Origin of the sequence: Blastococcus sp. TF02A-26 (assembly GCF_003319125.1) — a bacterium.
In the GTDB taxonomy this organism is placed as follows: domain Bacteria; phylum Actinomycetota; class Actinomycetes; order Mycobacteriales; family Geodermatophilaceae; genus Trujillonella.
The window spans coordinates 98,109-120,629 of the sequence record NZ_QOHG01000005.1 but is presented as its reverse complement, the minus strand read 5'-3'; the positions used below and the strand labels follow the sequence as shown (position 1 = coordinate 120,629).

General features: G+C 73.4%; 23 protein-coding genes. 15 read left to right on the top strand and 8 right to left on the bottom strand.

Going from position 1 to position 22,521, the window contains the following annotated elements:
* Positions 1 to 4: 4 nt before the first annotated feature.
* A complete protein-coding gene (locus tag DQ240_RS07400) occupies positions 5 to 988 on the bottom strand; it encodes a GDP-mannose 4,6-dehydratase (RefSeq protein WP_113838986.1) in 984 nt (327 codons plus the stop codon).
* Between the two features lie 2 nt (positions 989 to 990).
* Positions 991 to 1,971, bottom strand: a complete 981-nt coding sequence (gene gmd / locus DQ240_RS07395) for a GDP-mannose 4,6-dehydratase (protein WP_113838985.1) — start codon at positions 1,969 to 1,971, stop codon at positions 991 to 993.
* A 195-nt stretch (positions 1,972 to 2,166) separates the two neighbouring features.
* Between gmd and DQ240_RS07390 the strand changes: the two genes are divergently transcribed.
* The 3 genes from DQ240_RS07390 to DQ240_RS07380 all read left to right on the top strand — a co-directional run bounded on the left by DQ240_RS07390 (position 2,167) and on the right by DQ240_RS07380 (position 6,384).
* Positions 2,167 to 4,356, top strand: coding sequence for an acyltransferase family protein (locus DQ240_RS07390; protein WP_113838984.1), 2,190 nt, complete (start codon positions 2,167 to 2,169; stop codon positions 4,354 to 4,356).
* Positions 4,357 to 4,427: 71 nt separating this feature from the next.
* Positions 4,428 to 4,628: a hypothetical protein gene (locus tag DQ240_RS07385; RefSeq protein WP_113838983.1), complete on the top strand. Its 201-nt coding sequence runs from the start codon at positions 4,428 to 4,430 to the stop codon at positions 4,626 to 4,628.
* A gap of 31 nt (positions 4,629 to 4,659) precedes the next feature.
* Entirely contained in the window at positions 4,660 to 6,384 is a 1,725-nt protein-coding gene (locus DQ240_RS07380) for a hypothetical protein (RefSeq protein ID WP_113838982.1), read from the top strand.
* Between the two features lie 47 nt (positions 6,385 to 6,431).
* On the opposite strand, the gene DQ240_RS07375 is transcribed toward DQ240_RS07380, so the two are convergent.
* Entirely contained in the window at positions 6,432 to 6,899 is a 468-nt protein-coding gene (locus DQ240_RS07375) for a diguanylate cyclase domain-containing protein (RefSeq protein WP_113838981.1), read from the bottom strand.
* Between the two features lie 153 nt (positions 6,900 to 7,052).
* Between DQ240_RS07375 and DQ240_RS07370 the strand changes: the two genes are divergently transcribed.
* On the top strand, positions 7,053 to 7,574 hold the full coding sequence (locus DQ240_RS07370) for a DUF4190 domain-containing protein (RefSeq protein WP_113838980.1): 522 nt from the start codon (positions 7,053 to 7,055) through the stop codon (positions 7,572 to 7,574).
* A 4-nt stretch (positions 7,575 to 7,578) separates the two neighbouring features.
* Here DQ240_RS07370 and DQ240_RS23225 read toward each other — a convergent pair whose 3' ends face one another.
* The gene (locus DQ240_RS23225; RefSeq protein ID WP_158548583.1) at positions 7,579 to 8,901 is read right to left on the bottom strand and encodes a glycoside hydrolase family 3 N-terminal domain-containing protein; all 1,323 of its coding nucleotides are present in this window, start codon (positions 8,899 to 8,901) and stop codon (positions 7,579 to 7,581) included.
* Between the two features lie 177 nt (positions 8,902 to 9,078).
* Between DQ240_RS23225 and DQ240_RS23220 the strand changes: the two genes are divergently transcribed.
* From DQ240_RS23220 to DQ240_RS07355, 3 genes are all read left to right on the top strand, one after another.
* Entirely contained in the window at positions 9,079 to 9,924 is an 846-nt protein-coding gene (locus tag DQ240_RS23220; protein ID WP_158548581.1) for a hypothetical protein, read from the top strand.
* Positions 9,925 to 10,351: 427 nt separating this feature from the next.
* Positions 10,352 to 11,092 (top strand): PP2C family serine/threonine-protein phosphatase, encoded by a 741-nt coding sequence (locus DQ240_RS07360; RefSeq protein WP_113838978.1) that lies wholly within the window; start codon positions 10,352 to 10,354, stop codon positions 11,090 to 11,092.
* Between the two features lie 122 nt (positions 11,093 to 11,214).
* Positions 11,215 to 12,531, top strand: a complete 1,317-nt coding sequence (locus tag DQ240_RS07355) for a UDP-glucose/GDP-mannose dehydrogenase family protein (RefSeq protein ID WP_113838977.1) — start codon at positions 11,215 to 11,217, stop codon at positions 12,529 to 12,531.
* A 31-nt stretch (positions 12,532 to 12,562) separates the two neighbouring features.
* Here the strand turns inward: DQ240_RS07355 and DQ240_RS07350 are convergent, their stop codons facing one another.
* The 3 genes from DQ240_RS07350 to DQ240_RS23215 all read right to left on the bottom strand — a co-directional run bounded on the left by DQ240_RS07350 (position 12,563) and on the right by DQ240_RS23215 (position 14,618).
* Entirely contained in the window at positions 12,563 to 13,657 is a 1,095-nt protein-coding gene (locus DQ240_RS07350) for an LCP family protein (RefSeq protein ID WP_113838976.1), read from the bottom strand.
* 92 nt (positions 13,658 to 13,749) lie between these two features.
* Positions 13,750 to 14,355, bottom strand: a complete 606-nt coding sequence (locus DQ240_RS07345) for a low molecular weight phosphatase family protein (protein ID WP_158548579.1) — start codon at positions 14,353 to 14,355, stop codon at positions 13,750 to 13,752.
* An 86-nt stretch (positions 14,356 to 14,441) separates the two neighbouring features.
* Positions 14,442 to 14,618, bottom strand: coding sequence for a hypothetical protein (locus DQ240_RS23215; protein WP_158548577.1), 177 nt, complete (start codon positions 14,616 to 14,618; stop codon positions 14,442 to 14,444).
* 189 nt (positions 14,619 to 14,807) lie between these two features.
* On the opposite strand from DQ240_RS23215, the gene DQ240_RS07340 reads away from it, so the two are divergent.
* From DQ240_RS07340 to DQ240_RS07325, 4 genes are all read left to right on the top strand, one after another.
* Complete coding sequence (locus tag DQ240_RS07340; RefSeq protein ID WP_113838974.1) at positions 14,808 to 15,647, top strand: hypothetical protein; 840 nt, start codon at positions 14,808 to 14,810, stop codon at positions 15,645 to 15,647.
* Positions 15,648 to 15,705: 58 nt separating this feature from the next.
* Complete coding sequence (locus DQ240_RS07335; protein ID WP_147261952.1) at positions 15,706 to 15,921, top strand: hypothetical protein; 216 nt, start codon at positions 15,706 to 15,708, stop codon at positions 15,919 to 15,921.
* A gap of 77 nt (positions 15,922 to 15,998) precedes the next feature.
* On the top strand, positions 15,999 to 16,994 hold the full coding sequence (rfbB, locus tag DQ240_RS07330) for a dTDP-glucose 4,6-dehydratase (protein WP_113838972.1): 996 nt from the start codon (positions 15,999 to 16,001) through the stop codon (positions 16,992 to 16,994).
* Positions 16,991 to 17,848, top strand: a complete 858-nt coding sequence (locus tag DQ240_RS07325) for an NAD(P)-dependent oxidoreductase (RefSeq protein ID WP_158548575.1) — start codon at positions 16,991 to 16,993, stop codon at positions 17,846 to 17,848. Before rfbB ends, DQ240_RS07325 begins: the two co-directional genes overlap by 4 nt.
* Before the next feature lie 4 nt (positions 17,849 to 17,852).
* On the opposite strand, the gene DQ240_RS07320 is transcribed toward DQ240_RS07325, so the two are convergent.
* Positions 17,853 to 18,236: a hypothetical protein gene (locus tag DQ240_RS07320; protein WP_147261951.1), complete on the bottom strand. Its 384-nt coding sequence runs from the start codon at positions 18,234 to 18,236 to the stop codon at positions 17,853 to 17,855.
* Between the two features lie 89 nt (positions 18,237 to 18,325).
* Between DQ240_RS07320 and DQ240_RS07315 the strand changes: the two genes are divergently transcribed.
* From DQ240_RS07315 to DQ240_RS24495, 4 genes are all read left to right on the top strand, one after another.
* Positions 18,326 to 19,012 (top strand): SGNH/GDSL hydrolase family protein, encoded by a 687-nt coding sequence (locus DQ240_RS07315; protein ID WP_147261950.1) that lies wholly within the window; start codon positions 18,326 to 18,328, stop codon positions 19,010 to 19,012.
* 1,491 nt (positions 19,013 to 20,503) lie between these two features.
* Positions 20,504 to 20,647 (top strand): GPGG-motif small membrane protein, encoded by a 144-nt coding sequence (locus DQ240_RS23565; RefSeq protein ID WP_199589144.1) that lies wholly within the window; start codon positions 20,504 to 20,506, stop codon positions 20,645 to 20,647.
* Between the two features lie 102 nt (positions 20,648 to 20,749).
* Entirely contained in the window at positions 20,750 to 20,914 is a 165-nt protein-coding gene (locus DQ240_RS23210) for a hypothetical protein (RefSeq protein ID WP_158548573.1), read from the top strand.
* 705 nt (positions 20,915 to 21,619) lie between these two features.
* Positions 21,620 to 21,775, top strand: a complete 156-nt coding sequence (locus tag DQ240_RS24495; RefSeq protein WP_369832002.1) for a hypothetical protein — start codon at positions 21,620 to 21,622, stop codon at positions 21,773 to 21,775.
* The last annotated feature ends 746 nt before the right edge of the window (positions 21,776 to 22,521 follow it).

The following is a 22,521-nucleotide window of genomic DNA, read 5'->3' as shown; positions in this document are numbered from 1 at the left end:
CGGGTCAGGAGGCGCCGAGCTCCGCGAGGTCGGCGTCCACCATCGCCTCGACCATCTCGCGGAACCCGACAGTCGGCGCCCAGCCCAGGCGCTCGCGGATCCGGGTCGAGTCCCCGACGAGGGCCGCGGTGTCGGCGGGCCGGAGCAGGGACTGGTCGGAGGTCACGTAGCTCGCCCAGTCCGTGATGCCCACGCGGGCGAAGGCGATCGCGATCAGGTCGGTGAGGTTGTTGGACTCCCCGGTCGCGACCACGTAGTCGTCGGGCTCGTCGGCCTCCGCCGCCAGCAGCATGGCGCGCGCGTAGTCCGGCGCCCAGCCCCAGTCCCGGCAGACGTCCAGGTTCCCGAGGGTGAGCTGGGTGGCCCGGCCGGTCGCGATGGCCGCGACACCGGCGGTGATCCGGCGGGTGACGAAGCGCGCCGGACGGCGGGGCGACTCGTGGTTGAACAGGATCAGCGAGCTGCAGAAGACACCCTGCGTCCGGTACATCCCCATCAGCTGGTGACCGACGGCCTTGGCGGCGCCGTACGGGTTGACCGGGTCGACGGGGCAGGTCTCGTCGATCGGCTTCCCGGTGTCGGCTCCGGCGAAGCTCTCACCGCTGGACGCCTGGATGAAGCGGATGGGCCGCTCGCCGCGACGGTGGCGCCCGCGGAGGTACTCCAGCACGCCGATCACCGGACGGGCGTTGGTGTCGAAGGTGATCAGGGGTTCGGTCCACGAGGCCGCGACGCTCGACAGGCCACCCAGGTTGAACAGCCAGTCCGGCGCGAGGTCGTCGACCACGCGGATGAGCGAGGGGAGGTTGCGGATGTCCGCCCGGTGCAGCGTGAGCCGGTCCCCCAGAGCGGCGAGGTGCGGGATCTCCCGGGCCCGCGCGGGCTCGCCACGGCAGATGCCGTGCACCTCGTGGCCGGCGTCCACGAGCTGCTCGGCGAGGTATCCGCCGTCCTGCCCGGTCACCCCGGTGACCAGCGCGGTGACCATGCTCAGGCCACCAGGGCGCGCTGCTCCGCGAGATCGGCGTCGACCATCATGCGGATCATGTCCTCGAAGCCGACCTTGGGCTGCCAGCCGAGGGCCTCCCGGGCCTTGCTGCAGTCGCCGATCAGCAGGTCGACCTCCGCCGGTCGCAGGAAGGCCGGGTTCAGCTCGACGTAGGACGTCCAGTCGTCGATGCCGGCGTGCGCGAAGGCGACGTCGAGCAGCTCGCGGATCGAGTGCGTCTCCCCGGTGCTGATGACGTAGTCGTCCGGGGTGTCCTGCTGGAGCATCAGCCACATCGCCTCGACGTAGTCGCCGGCGAAGCCCCAGTCGCGGCGGGCGTCGAGGTTGCCGAGCTCCAGCTTCTGCTGCAGCCCCAGGACGATCCGCGCGACGGCCTGGCTGACCTTGCGAGTGACGAACTCCGGCCCGCGGCGGGGCGACTCGTGGTTGAAGAGGATCCCGGACGAGGCGTGCATCCCGTAGGACTCGCGGTAGTTGATCGTCATGTAGTGGCCGTAGACCTTGGCCACGCCGTAGGGCGAGCGGGGCCACAGCAGCGTGGACTCCCGCTGCGGCACCTCCTGGACCTTGCCGAACATCTCCGAGCTCGACGCCTGGTAGAAGCGGACCCGGCCGGGGTCGTCGCCGGCGTACAGCCGCGTCGCCTCCAGCATGTTGAGCACGCCCATCCCGGTCACGTCCGAGGTGAGGCGGGCGTTCTCCCAGGAGTACGCCACGTAGGAGATCGCGCCCAGGTTGTAGATCTCGTCGGGCCGGGCCGTGTGGACGGCGCGCAGGAGGCTCGACAGGTCGGTCAGATCGCCGAAGAGCAGCTTCAGCCCGGGGATGTTCCGCACGATGTCGACCTTGGGGTTGTTCTGCCCGCGGACGAGGCCGTACACCTCGTAGCCCTTCCCGAGCAGGAACTCGCTCAGGTAGAGACCGTCCTGACCCGTGACACCGGTGATCAGGGCTGTGGGCATGAGCCACCTTCCGTCGAACGTCGGCCCCCGCGAGACCGTGGCCCCGAGGAGACTAGTGGGGCACGAGCGAACAGCCGGACGAGTCGCCGGGCGTCATACCCCGTCGGGAGGGGTGGCGGGCGTCTCAGCGTGCGTATCGTGCATGGGTCGAAGGCCGCGACCGGCGACGACCGAGACACGGGAGCTCCTCCGCCGATGGCGACTGACACGATCCGGACCCCGGCCCAGGTGCCGGATCGGCCGGTCTCCGGTCTGCCGCGCGACGGTGCCCACCACGTCCGCGGCGACATCGAGGGGCTGCGCGCCGTCGCCGTCCTACTCGTGGTCGCCGACCACCTCTTCGGCTGGCCGCACGGCGGCTTCATCGGTGTCGACGTCTTCTTCGTGATCTCCGGGTTCCTCATCACCGGGCTGCTGCTGCGCGAGCACCAGCGGACCGGCCGGATCTCGTTCGCCGACTTCTACCGCCGGCGGATCCGGCGCATCCTGCCGGCGTCGGTGCTCGTCCTCGTCGTCACCGCCGTCCTGGCGCAGGTCGTCTTCTTCGCCAACCGGGCCCGCGAGACGGTGGACGACGCCCTGTGGGCGCTGCTGTTCGCCGGCAACTGGCACTTCGCTATCGACGGCACCGACTACCAGCAGGCCGGCGACGCGGTCTCCCCGCTGCAGCACTACTGGTCGCTGTCGGTGGAGGAGCAGTTCTACGTCGTCTGGCCCGTCGTGCTGCTGGTGGTGCTGGGTCTGGCCGCGCGGCGCGGTCGGGCAGGTCTCGTGGCGATGGCCGTGGTCACCGTCCTCGTCGTGGCCGGTGGCTACGCGTGGGCGGTGCACGAGACGGCGTCCGCGCCGACCTGGGCCTACTTCTCCACGTTCTCCCGCTCGTGGGAGCTGGGGCTCGGCGCGCTGCTCGCGGTCTGCGCGCCGCTGGCGGTCCGCATCCCGGCGGCCCTGCGCCCGCTGCTCGGCTGGGCCGGGCTGGTCGGGATCGCGGCCGGCGCCGTCCTCATCGACTCCTCGACGGCGTTCCCGGCGCCGTGGGCGCTGGTCCCGGTGCTCAGCACCGTCGCCGTCATCGCCGCGGGCACCGGTGGGGACTCCCGCATCGTCCTGGTCGACAACCCGGTCGGGCGCTACATCGGGGCGCTGTCGTACTCGCTGTACCTGTGGCACTTCCCGGCGATCGTGCTGCTGGCCGAGCTGATGCCGCAGGACGGCCTCTACTACGCGACGGTCGGCGCGGCGGCCCTGCTCGCCGCGACCGCCAGCTACCACCTCGTCGAGCAGCCGATCCGGCGGTCGGCGTGGCTGCGGCCGGGCCCGCGCCCGCCCCGCCGACGGGTCGCGGCGTTCGGCGGCTGGGCCGCGACCGGTCTCGCCGCGGCGCTGGTCGCCGTCTTCGTCGTCCTCCCGGCATCGGGCGCCACCTGGCCCTGGCCGCAGCCGGCCTCGCCCACCGCGGCACCGCCCGCCGCGCCGCCGCTGGTCGAGGTGGACCCCGGCGCCGAGGCCGCGGCGCTCGCCGCGCAGGCGCAGCAGGTCCTCACCGCGGACATCGCGGCGTCCCTGGCGGCGACCGAGTGGCCGGAGCTCTCCCCGGGCCTGAACTCCCCGGGGGAGGAGGTCTACAGCCCGGAGTGGGTCGTCGACGAGTGTTTGAACATCGCCGACGAGGCCGACATGGCCCGGTGCTCGTACGGCGATCCCGCGGCGGAGCAGACCGCCGTCCTGGTCGGTGACTCCGTGGCGATCAGCTGGATGCCGGGCATCCGGCGCGCTCTCGAGGGCTCCGGCTGGCGGATCCAGGTGCTCACGCTCGGCCAGTGCCCGCAGGTGCCGGTGGAGGTCCGCGCCTACCGCGGCGGCGACAACTTCGAGGAGAAGTGCCCGCAGCACCAGGTGTGGGCGCTCGAGCAGGTCCGGCTGATCCAACCGGACCTGATCATCATGTCGTCGGCGGCGAACTCGCTGGTCCGGCTGCTGTCGGACAACTCCGGCGACGCCGCCCTCGCCGAGTGGCGCACGGGCCTGACCACCATGCTGGCCTCGCTCGAGGCGATGCCGGCGCGGATGGTCGTGCTGGGGACGCCGCCGCCGGGGGAGAACATCCAGGAGTGCATGACCCGGTTCAACGGGCCGCAGGACTGCGTCTCCCCGATCGGCGAGGAGACGAACGACTTCATCCGGGTGGAGCAGGAGACGGTCGCGCAGTTCCGGGGGACGGCGTTGCAGGCGTCCTACGTCGACACCAGGTCGTGGTTCTGCGACGCCGCGGAGCGCTGCCCGCTCTTCGTCGGGACCGTGCCGATCTACGCCGACGGGACCCACATGGTCGCGCCGTACGCCGAGCGGCTGGCCCCGCTGCTGGCGCCGGCCCTGCTCGGCTGAGCTCCGCCGCATCCGGATGCACCGCGACCCGCGAACACCGGCAGGACACGTCGTCGGCGGAGGGGGCCCACGTGGGGGTCTTCGTGGTCGCCGTGCCGGTGCTGCTGGTCGTCGTCCTCGGCTACGCGGCCGGGTTCACGGTCGCCGGCTGGTTCGGTGCCTCCCCGGCCCTGAGCGAGGGCGTGGGGTGGGCGACCGGCGGCGTGCTGCTGCTCGCCGTCGTCACGGCGGCCGTACGGTGGCGGCGCCGGGTCCGCCGGCGGTCGGGCTGAGGGGTCGCGCCCTCCGGCGTCGGGGAGCGGGATGGCCACTGCCCTGACCGAGCCGATCCCGGCCGTGGCGGTCGAGCCGGAGGTGGCGCCGGCTCCGCAGCGGGTGTGGACCGTCCGCGGCCGGCGCTGGCTCGCCGGGCTGGTCCTGCTGGTGCTCGCGGCGCTGCCGGCGGTCCTGGGCGTGCGGGACGTGCTGGCCCACCGCGACGGCTACCTCCTGGCCGACCACGGGATCATGGAGCTCCACGTCAACGACGTCGGGGAGCACCCGGAGCTGCTGGGTGCCTACTCGCGCTTCGGCTGGTACCACCCCGGGCCGATGGCGACGTACCTGCTCGCCGTGCCCTACCGGCTGATGGACGGGGCGAGCGCGTCGCTGGTGGTGGGGACGCTCGTGCTGGCCGGGATCAGCTCCGTCGGCGCCGTGCTCGTCGTCCGCCGGCGGGCCGGTCTGCTGGCCGCCGCATGGGCGCTGCTGGTGCTCACCATCGGCGTCCGCCTGCTCGGCGCGGAGTTCATCCGGGACGTCTGGAACCCCTACCTCCCGGTGCTGCCCTTCCTGCTGGGCGTGCTGCTGTGCTGGACGGCGATCCGCGGCGACGCCTGGGCGCTGCCGCTCGCCGTGGTGCCGATGTCGCTGGCCGTCCAGTCCCACGTCGGGTACCTCGCGCCCGTCGGTGCCGTGGGGGCGGTCGTCGCAGCGGGGCTCCTGGTCCGGGCTCTCCGCAGCCGGCTCGCGTGCCGGCGGGGGGACCGGGAGCGGCGGCGGATGCCGGGCCGGTGGTCGGTCGCGGGCGCGGCCGCGGTCGTGGTGGGCCTGGTGCTCTGGTTGCCCCCGATCGCGCAGCAGATCGCCGGGACACCGGGCAACATCGGGATGCTCGTCGACTACCTGCGCGCGGGCCCCGCCGATCCGACGCTGTCGTCCTCGACCGCCGTGCGGATGATCGGCGAGGAGTTCGGCCGGCTGCCCGCGTACGTGGCCGGCGCGTCGGCCGGACGGCCACCGGGGTGGGCCACCGCCGTCGGGGTGATCGCCGTCGTCGTCGCGCTCGGGGTCGCCGTCCGCCGTCGTCGGGGGGACGCCCTGTGGCTGGGCGCCCTGACGCTCGCCCTCGCCGCCGCCGGGGTGGCCGCGCTCGTGCGGGTCGACGGTCCGTGGCTGCCCTACCTGACCCGGTGGACGGCGGTCGTCGGCGTGCTGGCCTGGATCACCGTCGGCCTCGCGCTGATGCCCGACCTCCGCGCCGGGGTGGCGCGGCTGCTGGGGCGGCGGCCGCTGCTCCCGGACGTCGTCCTCGGGGCGCCGCTGGTGGTGCTGGCGACGATCGCCGCGGTGGTCACCGCGGTCGGCGTGGCCCGCGCGGAGACGCCGACGTTCGACTCCACGGACGAGATCGGCCGGCTCGAGCAGGCGGTCGTCGCCGATCTCGACCGGCTGGGTCTGCGGACGGTCCCCGACCCCCCGGTGGTCCGCGTGGACTTCTCGACGTCGTCCGGGCCCGAGTTCGTGGTGTCGGCGCACGTCGGTCCGGCACTGGCGGTGCAGCTGGTCCGGGACGGCGTCGACGTCCAGGTGCAGCCGCGGTGGGTGATGCCGTTCGGGCAGCGGTACGTCGAGCGCATCGACGAGGCGGGCTACGTGGTGACCGTGGCCGCCGTCGAGGACACGACCGCGGTGCCCGAGCCGTGGCAGCAGGTGCTGGGGGTCGGCGAGCAGTTCCAGGTGTTCGGCGGGGTGCCGCCGGTTCCCTGAGCGCCGATCCCGCGCCGTCGCGTCCGCGCCGTTGCGGACGCGGCGGCTCAGCGGGTGCCGGCGTAGCGGATGGTGGTGCCCGCGCCGAGGGAGCGGGCGGTGCTCAGGCTGAGCGTGGCGCGGCGCAGGGTCTCGTGCGCGGAGGTCCCGGGCTGGACCGTGGCGATGCCGGCGGCGGCCGACAGCGCGGGGCCGGCGGCGGTGGTGACGGCGGTGACGAGCCGCTCGGCGACGTTCTCGGCGGCCCCGGCGTCCAGCAGGACGGCGAACTCGGCGGCGCCGGCGCGGCCCAGCCAGTCCTCGCCGCGGATGCACCAGGCCAGGGCCGCCGTGACGGTCGTGAGGGTGGCGCTGGACAGCGGCCAGCTGTCGTCGCGGCGCAGCAGGCCGACGAGGAGGAGATCGGTCGGCGTCCCGGCCCGGGCGTCGATCTCGGCGGGGACCTCGGCGGGACCGGGCAGCAGCACCGGGAAGGACGCTGTGCCGAGTGCGGTCTGGTTGTGCGCAATGCTCATGGGAGAGCAGATCGGCGCCGAATGCCCGATCCCCGAGCGGCCAAACGCGCACCCCCTCCCAAGGGATGACGCCCGCACGCGGGGGAGGTGACCCAGCTCTCGCGGTCCGCGCCGGAGCGAAGCGGCGGGTTCCCCGGGTGGGACGATCGGGGCGTGGACGACGAGCGCACCAGCGGGCCGGCCCAGCCGGAGGGGCAGCCCTACGGGCCGCCCCCGTACGGCGCGCAGCCTCAGGGCGCCCCGCAGTACGGCCAGCCGCCGGCCTACGGCGCCCCGCAGTACGGCGCCCCGCAGTACGGAGCGCAGCCGTACGGCGCCCCGCAGTACGGGCAGCCGCCGGCCTACGGCGCCGATCCGTACGCGAACCCGTACGCCGCCCAGCAGTACGGCTACCCGCCCGCCTACGCCGCGGGGCCGGCGCAGCCGCCCGGTGCGGGGATGGGCATCGCCGGCTTCGTCACCGGCCTGCTCGGTGTGCTGCTGTGCTGGATCCCGGGGCTCGGCGTGATCTGCGCGGTCCTGGGCGTCGTCTTCGGCGCCATCGGCATGAGCCAGCTCAGGCGGTACGGCGGGAACTCGGGCCTGGCCATCGCGGGCCTGGTGCTGGGGGCGATCGGCGTGGTGCTCTTCGTCCTCTTCCTGGTCACCTGGTCCGCGAGCCCCTACTTCTACTGACCGGTCAGCCGAGCAGCCCGCGCTCGGCCTTCGCCAGCAGCGCCGTCCGCACCGCGGCGTCGACCTGCGCGGAGAAGGCCGGGTCGGCCTCGGCGCGGGCGAGCACACCGTCGATCATCGCGGGCAGCACCGCGGCGGTCACGGTGAGCACGAGGGTGCCGCCGGCGGCGAGGAACCGGACGGCGCGGTCGCCGGGGCGGATGTCCTGCACCGCCTCGGCAGCGCCGAGGTCGTCGGAGATGACGACGCCGTCGAAGCCCAGCTGCCCGCGCAGCAGGTCGGTGACGACGACGGGGGAGAAGGCCGCGGGCGCGGTCGGGTCGATGAGCGTGTAGGTGGCCGAGCTGGTCATCACGAACGGCGCGGACGCCGAGCCGGCCAGGGTGCCGAAGGCGGCCACCTGCTCGTCGTCGCGGGTGGTGACGGTGTCGGTCACGCCGGAGACGTCGTCGGTGTTGCCCTCGACCCGGCCGAGCCCGGGGAAGTGCTTGATCGTGGCGGTGACGCCGTGCGCCGCCAGCCCGTCGACGACGGCGCCCGCGGCCGGGACGACGGCCGCCGCGGTCGAGCCGTACTGCCGGCCGAAGACGCCGATCGGCTCGTTGCGCTGCTCGGTCCCCGCGGGGACGACGTCCACGACCGGCGCCAGGTCGAGGTTGATGCCGGCCGAGGCCAGGGAGGCTCCGAGCCCGTCGGCGACCGCGGCGAGCTGGTCGGGCGGGAGCGCGCCCTGCTCGACGGCGGGCGGCAGCTCGTCGAAGCCCGGCCCGGAGAGCGTCTGCACCTCACCGCCCTCCTGGTCGACGGCCACCCAGGGCCGCAGCCCCGGGGTCAGCTCGGGCCACCCGGCGGTGGCGGCGGCGAGGTCGGTCGCGGCCATGGCGCTGCGCCCGTGCAGGAAGATCCCGCCGACGCCGGTCTCCTGGATCAGCGGCACCGCCGCCCCGGACGGGTTGTTCACCGGCACCCCGACGACGAAGAGCTGCGCGATCTGGCGGCGCCGGTCGAGCCCGCCGAGGACGGCGTCGACCTGGGCCTCGCGCGCGGCCTGGGCGGCCGCCTCGGGGTCCGGTTCCGCCGTGCTGGAGGTCTCCGTCCCCGGTGTCGAGGACTGCGTCGCGGCCGGTGGTTCGTCGCCGCCGCCGCACGCGGTGAGGGCCAGCAGCAGGAGGATGCTCAGCGTGACCGTGAGCTGACGCCACGTCGTCGACCGGCGGATTGAGCTCCGCGCGTCGCTCGACGGCGAGCGCGAGGAGGGTTCGCGAAACCGAACCGTGCCACTACTCTCTGCGCACACCGGTTCGGTGCCGGCTCTCAGGGCGGGCACGACCGGGGTCACGGAACGGCGGGGGACGGCGAGATGGTGCGAGACGGCGAGGACCCCGCAGTCGGACCGAGCACGGGGCCCACTCTGCCCGACGGGACACCCGGCGTCGGCGGTGCCGCGCCGACCGTGACACCCGCCCCGGCGTGGTCGGTCCCGCCCGCGGGCTGGGGCACCCCGATGCCCGTCACGCGCCCTCCCGCCGGGGTGGGCGCCGGCTACGGGGAGTACCCCGCCACGGTCGGTGCGCTGCCCCCGCTGGGCTGGACGCTGCCCACTCCGCCGGAGGGCATCCCGGTCGTCGTCCTGCCGCAGCAGCCGCCCGGGGAGGTGCGCTGGGAGGAGACCGAGCAGCGCCGCGGCGGCGCGGGCCTCGGGATCCTGATCGGCGTCGTGGTGGCCTGCCTGCTGCTGGGCCTCGGCGCGGCCGCCTGGTTCCTGCTCGGCCAGTCCGACGACGAGGGCTCGGGTACCGACGGTGCGCTCGCCGGGCGCGCAGGCGGGGTGTCGGCCGCGGCCGAGCTGGAGCCGGTCGAGGACGCGGAGGACGCTCCGCCGACCACCAGCAGCGCCCCCTCCCCGCCGCCGGAGGACCCGCAGGCGCAAGCCGAGGCCGACGCCGTCGCCGAGCTCAACGCCCGCGCCCAGGCCGACATCGGCCGGGTGGTCCTCGACGGGCACTGGGTGGCGCAGCTGGCGTCCAAGAGCGTCGGCACGAACGACCCGCTGCAGGTGGCGGCGAACGGCACCCACGACTTCTTCGGCACCGACATCCTCCTCGAGCACGAGGCGCTGCTCCAGCAGGTGGGGGGCTTCGCCGACGTGCTCCTGCTGCACAGCACCGACTTCGGCAAGCGCTCGGTCGACGCCGCCGGCCGGCCGTACTGGGTGACCCTCGCCGACCCCGGTTACTTCGCCAGCAGCGCCGACGTCGTCGCCTGGTGCAGCGAGACCTTCCCGACGATGACGGCGGAGCAGCTGGCCAACGCCTGCGTGCCCCGCACGCTCGAGCCGCCGCACGACTGAGCAACGACCGGTCCCACAGAACCCACCGGTCACAACCGGCTGGGACGCGGGGCGCCACGCCGATAACGTCCGCCTCTCGGCGGCCGGAGGGGGGAGCTGACATGGGGGAACAGCAGGTGACGCGGGTCCGGCGCTACGTCGCTCTCGCCATGTGGCTGGTGGCCGCCGCCGCGGCGACCGTCGTGGGCCTCGATCCCGAGGGGATCATCCGCTCGTAGCGGGACGGCGGCAGACGCCGGCGGGCGGACGCCGCGAGCGAGGTCTGTGGTGTGTGCCTGGACACCCGCGAGGTCCGGATGGAGACGCAGCACGGCGGATATGTCCCCACCCGACGACGGTCGGCGCAACTGGCGGCTCCCGCGGCCAATAGGCTCACCGGCCCACGGGGAGTACGCGTGCAGAGTCGCCGCGTCGAGACGGGAGACCGATGCCGCAGGTGCAGCTGCAGTGGGGGACGGCCACCCACATCGGGCAGCGCGAGGAGAACCAGGACCGACTCCTGGCGGCGCCTCCGGTGTTCGCCGTCGCCGACGGCATGGGCGGGCACGCCGCGGGCGCAGAGGCGGCGCAGACGGCGATCGACTGCCTCGCGGTGCTCGGTGGCCGCCCCTGGGTCACGGTCGACGAGCTGCAGGCCGCCGTGCGGCAGGCCGACGAGGACATCCGTGCGCTGGGCGAGGCGGACCCCTCGATGGTCGGCGCCGGGAGCACGTTGGCGGGTGTGGCCATGGTCCAGAGCGCCGACGAGCTGATGTGGGCTGTGTTCCACATCGGTGACTCGCGGGTGTACTGCTGGACGCCGTCGGCCTGGGGTCAGGTGACGGTCGACCACTCGCTCGTGCAGGTGCTGGTCGACAGCGGACACGTCGCTCCCGAGAACGCGGCGACCCACCCGCAGCGGAACATCGTGACCCGGGCGCTGGGGGTCGGCTCGGGCGGAGACGCTGCCGTGTCGCTGCTGCCCGTCGTCGCGGGACAGCGTTTCCTCATCTGCTCGGACGGGCTCTCCAACGAGGTGGCCGAGGACCGGCTGGCAGCACTGCTCGGGAGCGAGGCACCGCCGGAGCCGGTCGCTCGCCAACTGGTGGACCAGGCCGTCGCGAACGACGGACGCGACAACATCGCCGCCGTCCTCGTCCACGCGACGCTGCTCGACACCGAGCCCTAGACGACGAGGCGGTGGTACGGGCCCACCGAGCGGGGGATCCCGTCCCGTTGCGCGCGCGGCCGGACGTGCCGCGTGATCCACTGCGGTGGGTGGGTGTGCGACCGGACGAGGGAGGCACAAGCATGCGGATCTCCGTCATCGGCTGCGGCTATCTCGGTGCCGTGCACGCCGCGTCGCTGGTCGAGCTGGGGCACGACGTCGTCGGCATCGACGTGGACGCGGGCAGGGTCGCCGACCTCGCCGCCGGTCGGGCGCCCTTCTACGAACCCGACTTCACCGAGCTGCTCCGCCACTCGCTCGCCTCGGGCCGGCTGAGCTTCAGCACCGAGGTCGCCGATGCCGCCGGGTGCCGGGTGCACTTCATCTGCGTCGGCACGCCGCAGAAGCACGGCGAGTACGCCGCCGACTTGCGCTACGTGCAGGAGGCCTCCGAGTCCCTGCTGCAGGTCCTCGAGCCGGGGGACGTCGTCATCGGCAAGTCCACGGTGCCGGTCGGAACCGCCGCCGGCCTCGCGCGGATGATCGCGGAGAAGGTCCCGGGTGCGACCGTGGGGTGGAACCCCGAGTTCCTCCGGGAGGGGTTCGCCGTGCGGGACACCCTCCACCCGGATCGGCTCGTCTACGGCGTGCCGGCCGACGGCGGTGCGATGGTCGAGGCGGTCCTGGACGAGGTCTACGCGCCGATTGTCGCTCGCGGCACGCCGAAGGTGGTGACCGACCACGCCACCGCGGAGATGGTGAAGACGGCGGCCAACAGCTTCCTGGCCACCAAGATCAGCTTCATCAACGCCATGGCCGAGCTGTGCGAGGCCACCGGCGCGGACGTGAAGCAGCTCGCCGACGCGATCGGGTACGACGACCGGATCGGCCGCAAGTTCCTCAACGCCGGTCTCGGCTTCGGAGGCGGGTGCCTGCCCAAGGACATCCGCGCCTTCATGGCCCGCGCCGGGGAGCTCGGTGCCGACCAGGCGCTGACGTTCCTCCGCGAGGTGGACAACATCAACATGCGCCGGCGGATCCGGATGGTGGAGCTGGCCCGCGAGGTCCTCGACGGTTCCCTGCTCGGCAAGCGGGTCGCCGTCCTCGGCGCCGCGTTCAAGCCGGACTCCGACGATATCCGCGACTCCCCGGCCCTCAACGTCGCCGCGCAGCTCCAGCTGCAGGGTGCCGTGGTCCGGGTGACCGACCCCGCGGCCATCGCGAACTCACGGCGGCAGTGGCCGCAGCTGGACTACGCCGACACCGCCGAGGAGGCCGCCGAGCGTGCCGACGCGGTCCTGGTGCTGACCGAGTGGAAGCAGTATCGCGAGCTCGACCCGGTCGCCTTCGGTCGCGTCGTGGCGCAGAAGCGCGTCCTCGACGGGCGCAACGCCCTGTCCCGGACCGCCTGGACCGAGGCAGGCTGGACGTACCGGGCGCTTGGGCGCCGCGCTACCTGAGGACGTGGCGGCGTGGGCGCCCCGGTCGAGGTCAGCGTGGGACGTCGGGCAGGGCCTCGTCACCGAACTCGCCCGCGTTGGCCGCCAGGGAGTCGCTGCGCAGGTATGCCCACATCCGCTCCCCCGTGACCTCGTCCAGGTAGACGACGCTCGCCGCCCCCTCCCGGCCCGTCCCCAGCACCGGTGCGGTGAAGGACTCCACGTTCTCCGGCCGCAGGCCACGCAGCGAGTAGGCCAGCGACAGCAGATCGGCGTCGCTCAGGGTGTCGTCGACGGCGACGGCGGCCGTCACGGTCCGCAGTGCGCCGTCGAGGCGGCCGAGGTCGTCGAAGGTGCCGCTGCTGAACAGCTTGCTGAACATGGCCTGCAGGAACTGCTGCTGACGCCGGACCCGGTCGAAGTCGCCGCCCTCGAGGCCGTAGCGCTGCCCCAGGTACCACCGGGCCTGATCGCCGTCGAGGTGGTTCACCCCGGCCGGGAACGTGTACGGCCCGTTGCTGGTCTCCTCCGCGACGACGACGTCGACGCCGCCGAGGTCGTCGGTGACCTGGATGATCCCCTGGAAGTCGATGGTCACGTAGTGGTCGATGCGCACGCTCGTGAGCTGTTCGACGGTCTGGATCAGCAGCGTCGGACCGCCGAACGCGTATGCGGCGTTGATCTTGTCCATGCCGCGTCCGGGGATGTCGACCCAGGAGTCGCGCGGGATCGAGATGAGCTGGGCGTGCCGGCGGTCGCCGCTGAAGCGCGCGATCATGATCGCGTCGGACCGGCCGCCCTCCGCGACGCCCTCGTCGGTCGTCTCACGGGTGTCCGAGCCGACGAGCAGGAAGGTGACCGGGTCCTCCGCCGTCGCCTCGACCGGCGTCGGGGGCGCGGGCCGGGAGTCCTCGTCGAGGTCGTCGAAGACGTTCGCGATCCGGTCGATGTTGCCGGCGTACCGATCGGTGAGGAACCAGATGCCACCGCCGGCGAGCAGCGTCAGCACCAGCGTGAGGACGCCGACGGCGGCCAGGGCGCGGCGGAGGCTCCGGCTCGGCGCCGGATCGGAGGAGTCGTGGTCGTCCAGCGGCTCGTCCCCGTGCTCGGAGCGCTCGGTGCGCTCAGCAGGGTCGTCGGTGCTCATCTGGGTCCCCCGTCCGATGGCCAGTCGGTCCCGAGGCTACGGGCGCGAGTGCCGCTGGAGGAGGGGCTCTGACCCCCAGGAGGGAGGTCGACTCAGACGGGGAGGGGTGCCGACAGCCGGTCGCGGACGCTGGTGAACAGCACGTCGGCGAGCGGGCCGATCGCGCGGTGGATCCGGCTCGCGACGTCGGCGTGGACGGCGGCCCGGTGCCCCATCGGGTCGGCGACGTCGTCGGCGGAGCCGGACTGCCGGCGGGATCGCGCGGCGTCGAGTCGGAGGCCGAGCTCCCTCGCCCGCTGCTCCATGGGCACGAGGGCCAGGCCGGAGAGGTCGGCGACCGCCACCGGCTCTGCTGCCTCGGCGAGCGTGAACGTGCGGCGGAGTCCGCGCGGGGCCAGGCCGAGCACCGCGGTGCGGTGCTCGCGCGCCAGGGTCAGGACGAGGTCGGCCGACTCGGCCAGCTCGGCGGTGAGGCGGCGGGCGCGGAAGCCTGCCGCGGTCCCGCCCAGCTGCTCGAGGGCCCGGGCGCTGTGCGGGGCCATCGCGGCGCCCGGCTCGGCGCGCGTCCCGGCACTGACCACCTCGATGCGCGTGAGCTCGGGGCTGTCGGCCAGGGCCTGGGAGGCGCGGGCCATCGTCAGGCGCTCGGCGACGGGGGATCGGCAGATGTTGCCGGTACACACGAAGAGGAGGCGCACGAGCGGACGGTAGGGCCGGAGCCCGCCACCGTCGGTGGTGCCGGCGGGTTCCGTCACCCCGTCTGGGGAGACGCCGCCGAGCCGCATCAGCGTCGGCCGATCGCCGGGCGGTGTGTGGTGCCGCGGAGATCGGCCTCCAGGGCGGCGAACAGCGAGTCCTCGCTCTGGCGCCGATCGGCGGTCCGCACCATCTTGCCGATGAGCACCGCCATCACGGGCGCGGTGAGGAACCAGGCCAGTCCGACGAACACGATCAGGTACACGCGTTCTTTCTAGGGGGCGGGAGTTGGTGCCTTCAGTCGAAACCGTGGGCGATTCCTGCCGAACGGCCGACGCGGTCGTGGGTATTCGACCGCTGGTCGCCACACCGCTCCCACGAGGCGTCTGCTGCCCCACCCCTTTGGTGTGACCAGCTGGTCACGTTCGGGGCGCGACCTGCCGATACAGGGCACGTGTGGTTCTGGATCGCCGTCGGGCTCGTCGTCTGGCTGCTGCTCGCTGCCCTCGTGGCCGTCGTCCTGGGACGCGGCATCCGGCTGGCCGACCAGCGTGCCGTCGACACCGGCGCCGACCCCACACCCGTGCCGGCCCTGTTCCCGGCCCGCCGGCGCATCCCGTTGCCGCCGGTCGCCGTGGCCATCGCCGCCACCGCGGTCACGCTGGAGGCGGTCGGCTTCGCCCTGCGGCTGAACGGCTCGACCGGCACCACCGCGCGCGCGCTGTCGATGGACGCCCCCTTCTCGGCCCCCCGGATGTTCGTCGCTGCACTCTTCGCCGTCGCTGCAGTGGCGGCGCTGGTGGCCGCGGTCCGCATCCCCGGACGGCGCGGCTGGTGGCTCTCGGTCGGGCTGGTCGCCGGGCTCATCGCCGCGACCAAGACCGGCAGCACCGTGCACGCCACCGCCATGCACGGACTCGAGGAGTCCCTCGGTGCGGCCGAGGCAGTGGCGGTCAGCGTGGCGTTGGCCGGGATCGTGCTGGCCTCCCTCGCGTTCATCTCCCGGGCCGAGCGTCGTGACCGGCGCCGGGTCCTCTCCTGTCTCGCGGCCTACGCGTTCGCGTCGGTCGGGCTGTCCGCCGTGTCCGCCGCGACGTCCGGTCGGCTTGCGATCACGGTGACCTTCCTCGAGGAGTCCGGTGAGGCGCTCGCCGGCGTCGCCTTCCTGGTCGCGGTGCTAGTCGGTGTCGCGCCGCGTCTGGTCCTGCCCGCCGCCTGGCCGCTGCGCCGGGACGCCGACGCGAGCACCCTCGAGGTCGCTCTCCACCCTCTCGGCGAGCCGCGTCGCGGCTGAGTGCGGTGGCTTGGGCTGACCGGGACTTTGGTCCCGGTCGCGGTGGCAGACTGTGCCCATGGCCGAAACGGTGGACCGTCGCCGCCAGCGCATCGCCGTCCTCCCGGGTGAGACGTGCTCCCTCTGCGGCCACGAGGGCCTGGAGCTGATCGAGTCCGAGCGCGTCCTGCGGGGACTGCGACGGCTGGTGAGCAGCCACCGGCGCCGCCGGTACAAGTCGTGCCCGGCCTGCGCGGCGAGCGAGGTCGTCCGGATCGGCGGCCGTCACCGCTGAGGCGCGGCTGCCCCCTCCGAGGGAGCGTCGGGCCTGCGTGCGGCTCCATTCACCCCTCCGCGTGACAGGGTGATCACATGCGTCTGCTCGTGACCGGTGGCGCCGGGTTCATCGGTGCCAACTTCGTCCACCAGACCCTCCGGGAGCATCCCGAGCACGAGGTCACCGTGCTCGACGCGCTCACCTACGCCGGGAACGAGGCGTCGTTGGCGGAGGTCCGGGACGACATCCGCTTCGTGACGGGCTCCGTCAGCGACGCCGAGCTGGTGGATGCGCTCGTCGCCGAGTCCGACGCCGTCGTGCACTTCGCCGCGGAGAGCCACAACGACAACTCGTTGGCGAACCCGCGGCCCTTCCTCGACACCAACGTGATCGGCACGTTCACGATCCTCGAGGCCGTGCGGCGGCACGAGGTTCGACTGCACCACATCTCCACCGACGAGGTCTACGGCGACCTCGAGCTCGACGACCCGGCCAAGTTCACGCCCGAGACGCCGTACAACCCGTCGAGCCCGTACTCCTCGACCAAGGCCGGGTCGGACCTCCTCGTGCGGGCCTGGGTGCGCTCCTTCGGCGTCCACGCCACGATCTCGAACTGCTCGAACAACTACGGGCCGTTCCAGCACGTGGAGAAGTTCATCCCGCGGCAGATCACCAACGTGCTCACCAGGCGCCGTCCGAAGCTCTACGGCGCGGGGGAGAACGTCCGCGACTGGATCCACGTCGACGACCACAACACCGCCGTCCACCTGATCCTGGAGAAGGGGCGGGCGGGGGAGACCTACCTGATCGGTGCCGACGGCGAGGTCAACAACCGGGACGTCCTGCAGACGATCCTCGAGCTGCTCGGCCAGCCGGCCGACGCCTTCGACCACGTCACCGACCGCGCCGGCCACGACCTCCGGTACGCCATCGACGCGAGCAAGCTGCGCGAGGAGCTGGGCTGGCGGCCGCGGTACACGAACTTCCGCGAGGGCCTGGAGGCGACCATCGACTGGTACCGGGAGAACGAGTCGTGGTGGCGGCCGCTCAAGGACCAGGTCGAGGCCCAGTACTCGGCGCGCGGCCAGTGAGCGACGTGCGCGTCGTCATCGTCGGTGCCAAGGGCCAGGTCGGCCGGGCGCTGGCCCGCCGCTTCCCGGACGCCGAGCTGCTGGACCGCGAGGAGATCGACGCCTCCGACGCCGGCTCGGTGGCCCGCCACGACTGGTCCGGCGCCGGGCTGATCGTCAACGCCGCCGCGTACACGCAGGTCGACGCAGCGGAGGACCCGGCGAACCTCGCCGCCGTCCGCGCGACCAACGTGGACGCCGTCCGGAACCTCGCCGAGGTCGCCGACCGGCAGGGCGCGACGTTCGTGCACTTCTCCACCGAGTACGTCTTCGACGGCACCCACGACGGCCCCATGCCCGAGGACCTACCGACGGCGCCGCTGAGCGTCTACGGGCAGAGCAAGGCCGACGGCGACCGCGCGGCCACTGCTGTCGAGCGGCACTACCTGCTGCGCACGAGCTGGGTGGTCGGCGACGGGCACAACTTCGTCCGGACGATGGCATCGCTCGCCGACCGCGGCATCGAGCCGAGCGTCGTCGCGGACCAGGTGGGCCGGCTGACCTTCGCCGAGGACCTCGCCGCCGCCGTCGTCCACCTGATCGAGACCGGCGCGCCGTTCGGGACCTACAACGTCACCAGCGACGGGCCGCCGAGCACCTGGGCGGAGGTCGCGGAGATCGTCTTCGCGGCCCGCGGCCGTGACCGGTCGGCGGTGAGCCGGGTGAGCACGGAGGAGTACTTCGCCGGCAAGCCCGGCATCGCCTCTCGGCCGCTCAACAGCCTGCTGGACCTGGCGAAGGTCACGGCCACCGGTTTTCGACCGCGGGACTGGCGCGATGCGCTGCGGGAGTACCTGGACACCTTGTCGTCCTGAGGTCTCACCCAGAGGCGCGCCGGACGACGACCACCTGCCCGCCGCCGAGTCGGTCAGCGCGCTCGTTCAAGCGCGTGACCAGCTCGTCGGCCGCAGCATTGGCTGCGCGGGCGGCAGCCGACCGGTCATCGGCGTGCGCGACCACCTCGATGACGGCGGTGTCCGGCATCAGGCCGACCTCCACCGAGTCCGGGATGTCCCCGTCCTGCTGCGCGATCCCTAGCGCGATCTCCGCCAACTCAGCCAGGCTCTGGTATCGCATCCCTCCGCCGTCGACTGCCTGCGATGAGTAGAAGAGATGCGCAGTCTCCGTCACGTCGTCCGTGCAGCCAGCACTGCCGAGGAGCAGTACGGAGGTGAGCACGTAGCCCACATGGCGGCGCAGCACGGCCGCAGCCTAGGGCCGTCGCCGAGGTCTTGCCCTCGGTCGTGGCGTCTCGGTCGCGCACTGACCAGGGCCGGGTAGCGTCCTCGACGATGACTCAGCGGCGGTGGATGGTGGTTGCCGCTGCGGTGGCCGTACTCGTGGTCGGTATCGGCGCGGTCTTCCTGCTGGACAGGCCCTCCGAGGCCGAGAAACAGTGCGATGACGTGACCCAGGCCCGCGACGACCTGCTCGCCGCCGCCGACGACGAGAGCGCTGTGGCCGTGATCGGCGACTCCTACTCGCAGGGCACCGGGCTCGCCGGCCCCGACGCCGCCTGGCCCGCCCGGCTCGCCGGCCTGATCGGGGCTCCGGTCGCGGTCGACGGGATGGGCTCCACTGGCTTCACCACCGCCGGCTTCTGCGAGGGCGACGACGTAACCTACGGCGACCGCCTCGCGGACGACCTGCCGGAGACCGACGTCGTCGTCGTTCAGGGCGGGGCCAACGACGCCACGCTCGGCGACCCGGCCGGCGTCCAGCAAGCGGCCACCGACCTCCTGGCCGACCTCGAGGACGTGCCCACCGTGGTCGTTGTCGGGCCGCCCGCCGTCCCCGCGGCCGATCGAGCCGCCGTCGACACGGTCGACCGGGGCCTGCGCGCGGCCACCGAGGGAGCCGGGCGGATCTACGTGCCGCTGATCGACGCGGACATCCCGCTGCTCGCAGATGGCATCCACCCGACGGAGGCCGGCCAGGCGCGGATCGCCGAGCTCATCGCGGACGCGTTGGGGAGATAGGTCCTCGGGGTGATGAGGCCGGAGCCGGACCGCACTCGCCGTCCTCCCCGATCGGGTGGCCGGTCGCCTCGCGAATGCGCAGGTCGGCGGCCCGGGCTACGGTCTATCCACTGCACTGCGGGGGCCGTGTCGTCGTATCTGGGGAGGAGGGTGGCCGGTGTCCCCGACCGCTGCGCGACCCTCCCCGGACCGACTGCTGCTGGTGCATCGCCTCCTGCTGGTCCTCGCCTTCGTCTTCGCCCTGGCCGTCCTGTTCCTGCTCGCGGCCGGCGCGGCCCGGGCCGACGAGGCGGGTCGGAGCGGGCCGCAGGCCACTACCGGCTCCTCCGCGGCGAACGGCCACGACGCGCCGGCGGTGCCGGCCTCGGCGCCTTCCGCACGGGCTGACGCGGGGGAGCCCGCAGCGGCGAACCGTCCGGCACAGCCTCCGGCCGCCCACCAGCCCGCTTCCACCGGGCCCCCGGTGGCCAACCACCAGCCGCCCGTACCGCAGTCGCCGGCCCGCACGGGCCCGCCGCCCCAGGCTCAGACGGGCAACCGGCCGTCCGTCTCCCCCGCCGAGCCGCCGGCCCGGTCCGGCCCGTCCCCGCAGGCCGGTGACCGGCCCGCCCCCGCCGCTGCATCGTCCGGGGCTACCTCGCAGGCCCGCCCGGCGCAGGCGGGCAATTTCGGCCGCCCGGACCAGGCCGGCAACGCCGCCCGCCCGACCCTCGTGATGCCCGAAGCCGCCGCCGACCGGCCGGTGGACCCCGGCCGCGGCAACCCGGCCGGTGGATCCTCCGACCAGCCGCCCGGCCGGACCGCCTCGACCGACCGTCCCGCAGACGTGACGCCCGCTGCTGACACGCGCCGGACGCCGGGCACCGCCGACGTCGTCGGCCTTGCGCATGACGGCTCGCCGGCCTCCGTGGTCCCGGCTCGTGCCGCCGCCGTCCCCGCACCGTCGGTGGATGACGCAGCCTCGGACCTCCCAGCCTCGGACCTCCTAGCCTCGGTCCTCGCGACCGTCGGGTCGAGCGACCCCGCTGCGCCACTGCCCGCGCCCGCGCCCTCACCTGCGCCGGCCGGTCCCACTCCCGCCACGTCCGCTGCGGCGGCCGGGGCGAGCGGCGGGCACCACGGCGGCACCGATCTGCCCCTGGCCTGGTCGGCGCCGTCCGACCGTGACCTCGCCCGCGCCGTTCCCGCCTTCAGCGCGTCGGCCGACGGTGGAGCGCTGCGCGACGGTGCGGGCGGGATCACCCCCGCCCCGGACTGACCCGCGACACCGGGGGTGGTACGCCCTGCGCCACGCATCTGCGGTGGCGCACCTCCTACCGCCCGGCCCCGCAGACCTGCCTGTGCCGGGAGCACTCCGGCGCCTCTCGTGCGCCTCCCTCACGACCGTCCGTCCTCGGCAACCCGTCGGACGACGGCGGTTGCTGGCCCTCCGCTCGCCCATAGGCGGCGGGGCGTCAGTGCTCGTCCACCACAAAACCGGAGGTACATCTCATGGTCACACTGCTCTGGATCCTCGCCGTCGTCCTCGTGGTCGCCGGCATCGTCGCGATCGTCCGCAGGGAGCTCCTGTGGGGGATCGTGCTGATCGTCGTCGGGCTCCTCGTGGGCCCGGGCGGGGTGAGCATCTTCAACTGACGCCGCCCGGGGGAGGTGGCGCATCGTCACCGTGCGCCACCTCCCCCGGGATCTTCGACCCGATGGTTGCGACCGCGCCCCGATCGGGGGACCGTGAGCGCGATGAACGCGGTCCTGCGGTGGACGGCGCGGGTGCTGGACACCCGTCGTCGTTGTGAGTGGTGCGGCCGTGAGCTCCTCTCGTCGCGCCACCGGGTCCGCGGTCGCCGGGTCTGCTCGGTCGAGCACGCTCATGCGCTCGACGACTACTGGTCGCTCGGCACCTGAGGTACTCCGGCCGTGCCGCGGTGGCCCCGCCGGGCGCGAGCACCGGCCCGGCGACCGTGGGCTGGAGTCGTCCGGTCGCTCTCCTCGTCCGAGCACGCGTTCTACGCCGACCCCCGGCTGCTGCGCCGCTCGCCGCGCAATCCTTTCACCCGCCGCGAGCGTGAGGTGCTCGAGCGCCTCGTCAGGGCAAGCTCGCGTCAGCCCTCGGCTGCAGGCAGCGCTCCTCGCCATCGCCCACGGGCCGGTCGACCCGCCGGCGCGCCGGCTTCCGGACACCGCATGACTGTCATCACCCACCGAGGGAGCGCTCCCATGTCCGTCCCCGTCGTCCTTCCCCAGTCGTGACCTGGCTGGTCACCGGCGGGGCCGGGTACATCGGAGGGCACATCAACCTGGCGATGCAGGCCGCCGTCGAGAGGTCGTCGTGCTCGACGACCTTTCGACGGGTGACCTGGCGCGCATCCCGGCCGCCCCACTGGTGGTAGGCAGCGTCCTGGACCCGGCCTGGTCGGGCGCACCCTGCGCGAGCACTCCGTCCGCGGCATCGTCCACGTGGCCGCGGAGAAGCAGGTCCGCCCGCCGCTGTACTCCTACGAGCAGATCGTCGAGGGCCTGCGGGTCCTGCTGGACGAGGCGTCGTAGGCATGCCTCGAGTCGTTCGTCTTCTCCTCCAGCGCCGCCTTCTGCGGCACGCCCGATGTCGACCTGGGGCACGAGGACGTCGACTGCCGCCCGGTCAACCCGTACGGGACGACGAAGCTGGCGGGGGAGCAGATGGTGCCCGACGCCGCCCGCACCGCCGGTTGCGGTACACGACGTTGCGGTACTTCAACGTCGCTGGGACGGCGGCACCCGAGCTGACCGACCGCGGCGTGTCGAACCTGGTCCCGATGGTTTGCCAGCAGCTGGACCAGCGCCGGCCGCCGCGCATCTTCGGCGACGACTACGACACCCTCCGACGGCATCTGCATCCGTGATTTCGTCCACGTCGCCGCCCTCGCCTCGACGCACGTCGCCGCCGCCCGCGCGCTGAACTCCGGCGTAGTGAGCGATCGGCCGCGGCGAGGGCGTCTCGGTGCGGGAGATGGTGCGGGTCATCCGGGATGTCAGCGGGACGGTGGACGGGGAGTGGTCCGAGCCGCTGGTCGAGCCGCGGCGGGACGGCGATCCGTCGCGCGTCGTCGCGTCCGCCGACCGAGTGGCTACCGGAGCTGAGCTGGGAGGCGCAGTAGATGGTGGTCTCGGCCTGGGAGGGCTGGAGTTGCCTTATGTCGGGCTGATCCCATCGGCAGCCGGTAAAGCGTCACAGCAAGACGCTGGGGAGTGGAGTAGTGCAGTTGCGAGGCATCGATGTCTCGACTCACGTTCGTGCGCGCTCGGCCTGCTCTGCTGGCCACGCCCGAACTCCACGATTGCTCGTCGCTGTTCGCTCCACTACGACTACGGTGTGTGACTGACAACCAGAGAGTCCCGTCACTCTGTGCAACAAAGGCTTCGGTGAGCGGTCGGGAGTCGGTAGGCTCGGGGCGGAGGTTGGCAATGGGGCCGACGGTGCGGGGGGTACACGCGGACCACGTCAGGGGGGCTGACTAGTGCTCGAAGTCGTC

Excerpts from the sequence above, each read along its gene's own strand:
- DQ240_RS07400 (WP_113838986.1), bottom strand. The coding sequence starts at position 988 with ATGGTCACCGCGCTGGTCACCGGGGTGACCGGGCAGGACGGCGGATAC.
- gmd (WP_113838985.1), bottom strand. The coding sequence starts at position 1,971 with ATGCCCACAGCCCTGATCACCGGTGTCACGGGTCAGGACGGTCTCTAC.
- DQ240_RS07390 (WP_113838984.1), top strand. The coding sequence starts at position 2,167 with ATGGCGACTGACACGATCCGGACCCCGGCCCAGGTGCCGGATCGGCCG.
- DQ240_RS07380 (WP_113838982.1), top strand. The coding sequence starts at position 4,660 with ATGGCCACTGCCCTGACCGAGCCGATCCCGGCCGTGGCGGTCGAGCCG.
- DQ240_RS07375 (WP_113838981.1), bottom strand. The coding sequence starts at position 6,899 with ATGAGCATTGCGCACAACCAGACCGCACTCGGCACAGCGTCCTTCCCG.
- DQ240_RS23220 (WP_158548581.1), top strand. The coding sequence starts at position 9,079 with ATGCCCGTCACGCGCCCTCCCGCCGGGGTGGGCGCCGGCTACGGGGAG.
- DQ240_RS07360 (WP_113838978.1), top strand. The coding sequence starts at position 10,352 with ATGCCGCAGGTGCAGCTGCAGTGGGGGACGGCCACCCACATCGGGCAG.
- DQ240_RS07355 (WP_113838977.1), top strand. The coding sequence starts at position 11,215 with ATGCGGATCTCCGTCATCGGCTGCGGCTATCTCGGTGCCGTGCACGCC.
- DQ240_RS07350 (WP_113838976.1), bottom strand. The coding sequence starts at position 13,657 with ATGAGCACCGACGACCCTGCTGAGCGCACCGAGCGCTCCGAGCACGGG.
- DQ240_RS07335 (WP_147261952.1), top strand. The coding sequence starts at position 15,706 with ATGGCCGAAACGGTGGACCGTCGCCGCCAGCGCATCGCCGTCCTCCCG.
- rfbB (WP_113838972.1), top strand. The coding sequence starts at position 15,999 with ATGCGTCTGCTCGTGACCGGTGGCGCCGGGTTCATCGGTGCCAACTTC.
- DQ240_RS07315 (WP_147261950.1), top strand. The coding sequence starts at position 18,326 with ATGACTCAGCGGCGGTGGATGGTGGTTGCCGCTGCGGTGGCCGTACTC.
- DQ240_RS23565 (WP_199589144.1), top strand. The coding sequence starts at position 20,504 with ATGGTCACACTGCTCTGGATCCTCGCCGTCGTCCTCGTGGTCGCCGGC.
- DQ240_RS23210 (WP_158548573.1), top strand. The coding sequence starts at position 20,750 with ATGAACGCGGTCCTGCGGTGGACGGCGCGGGTGCTGGACACCCGTCGT.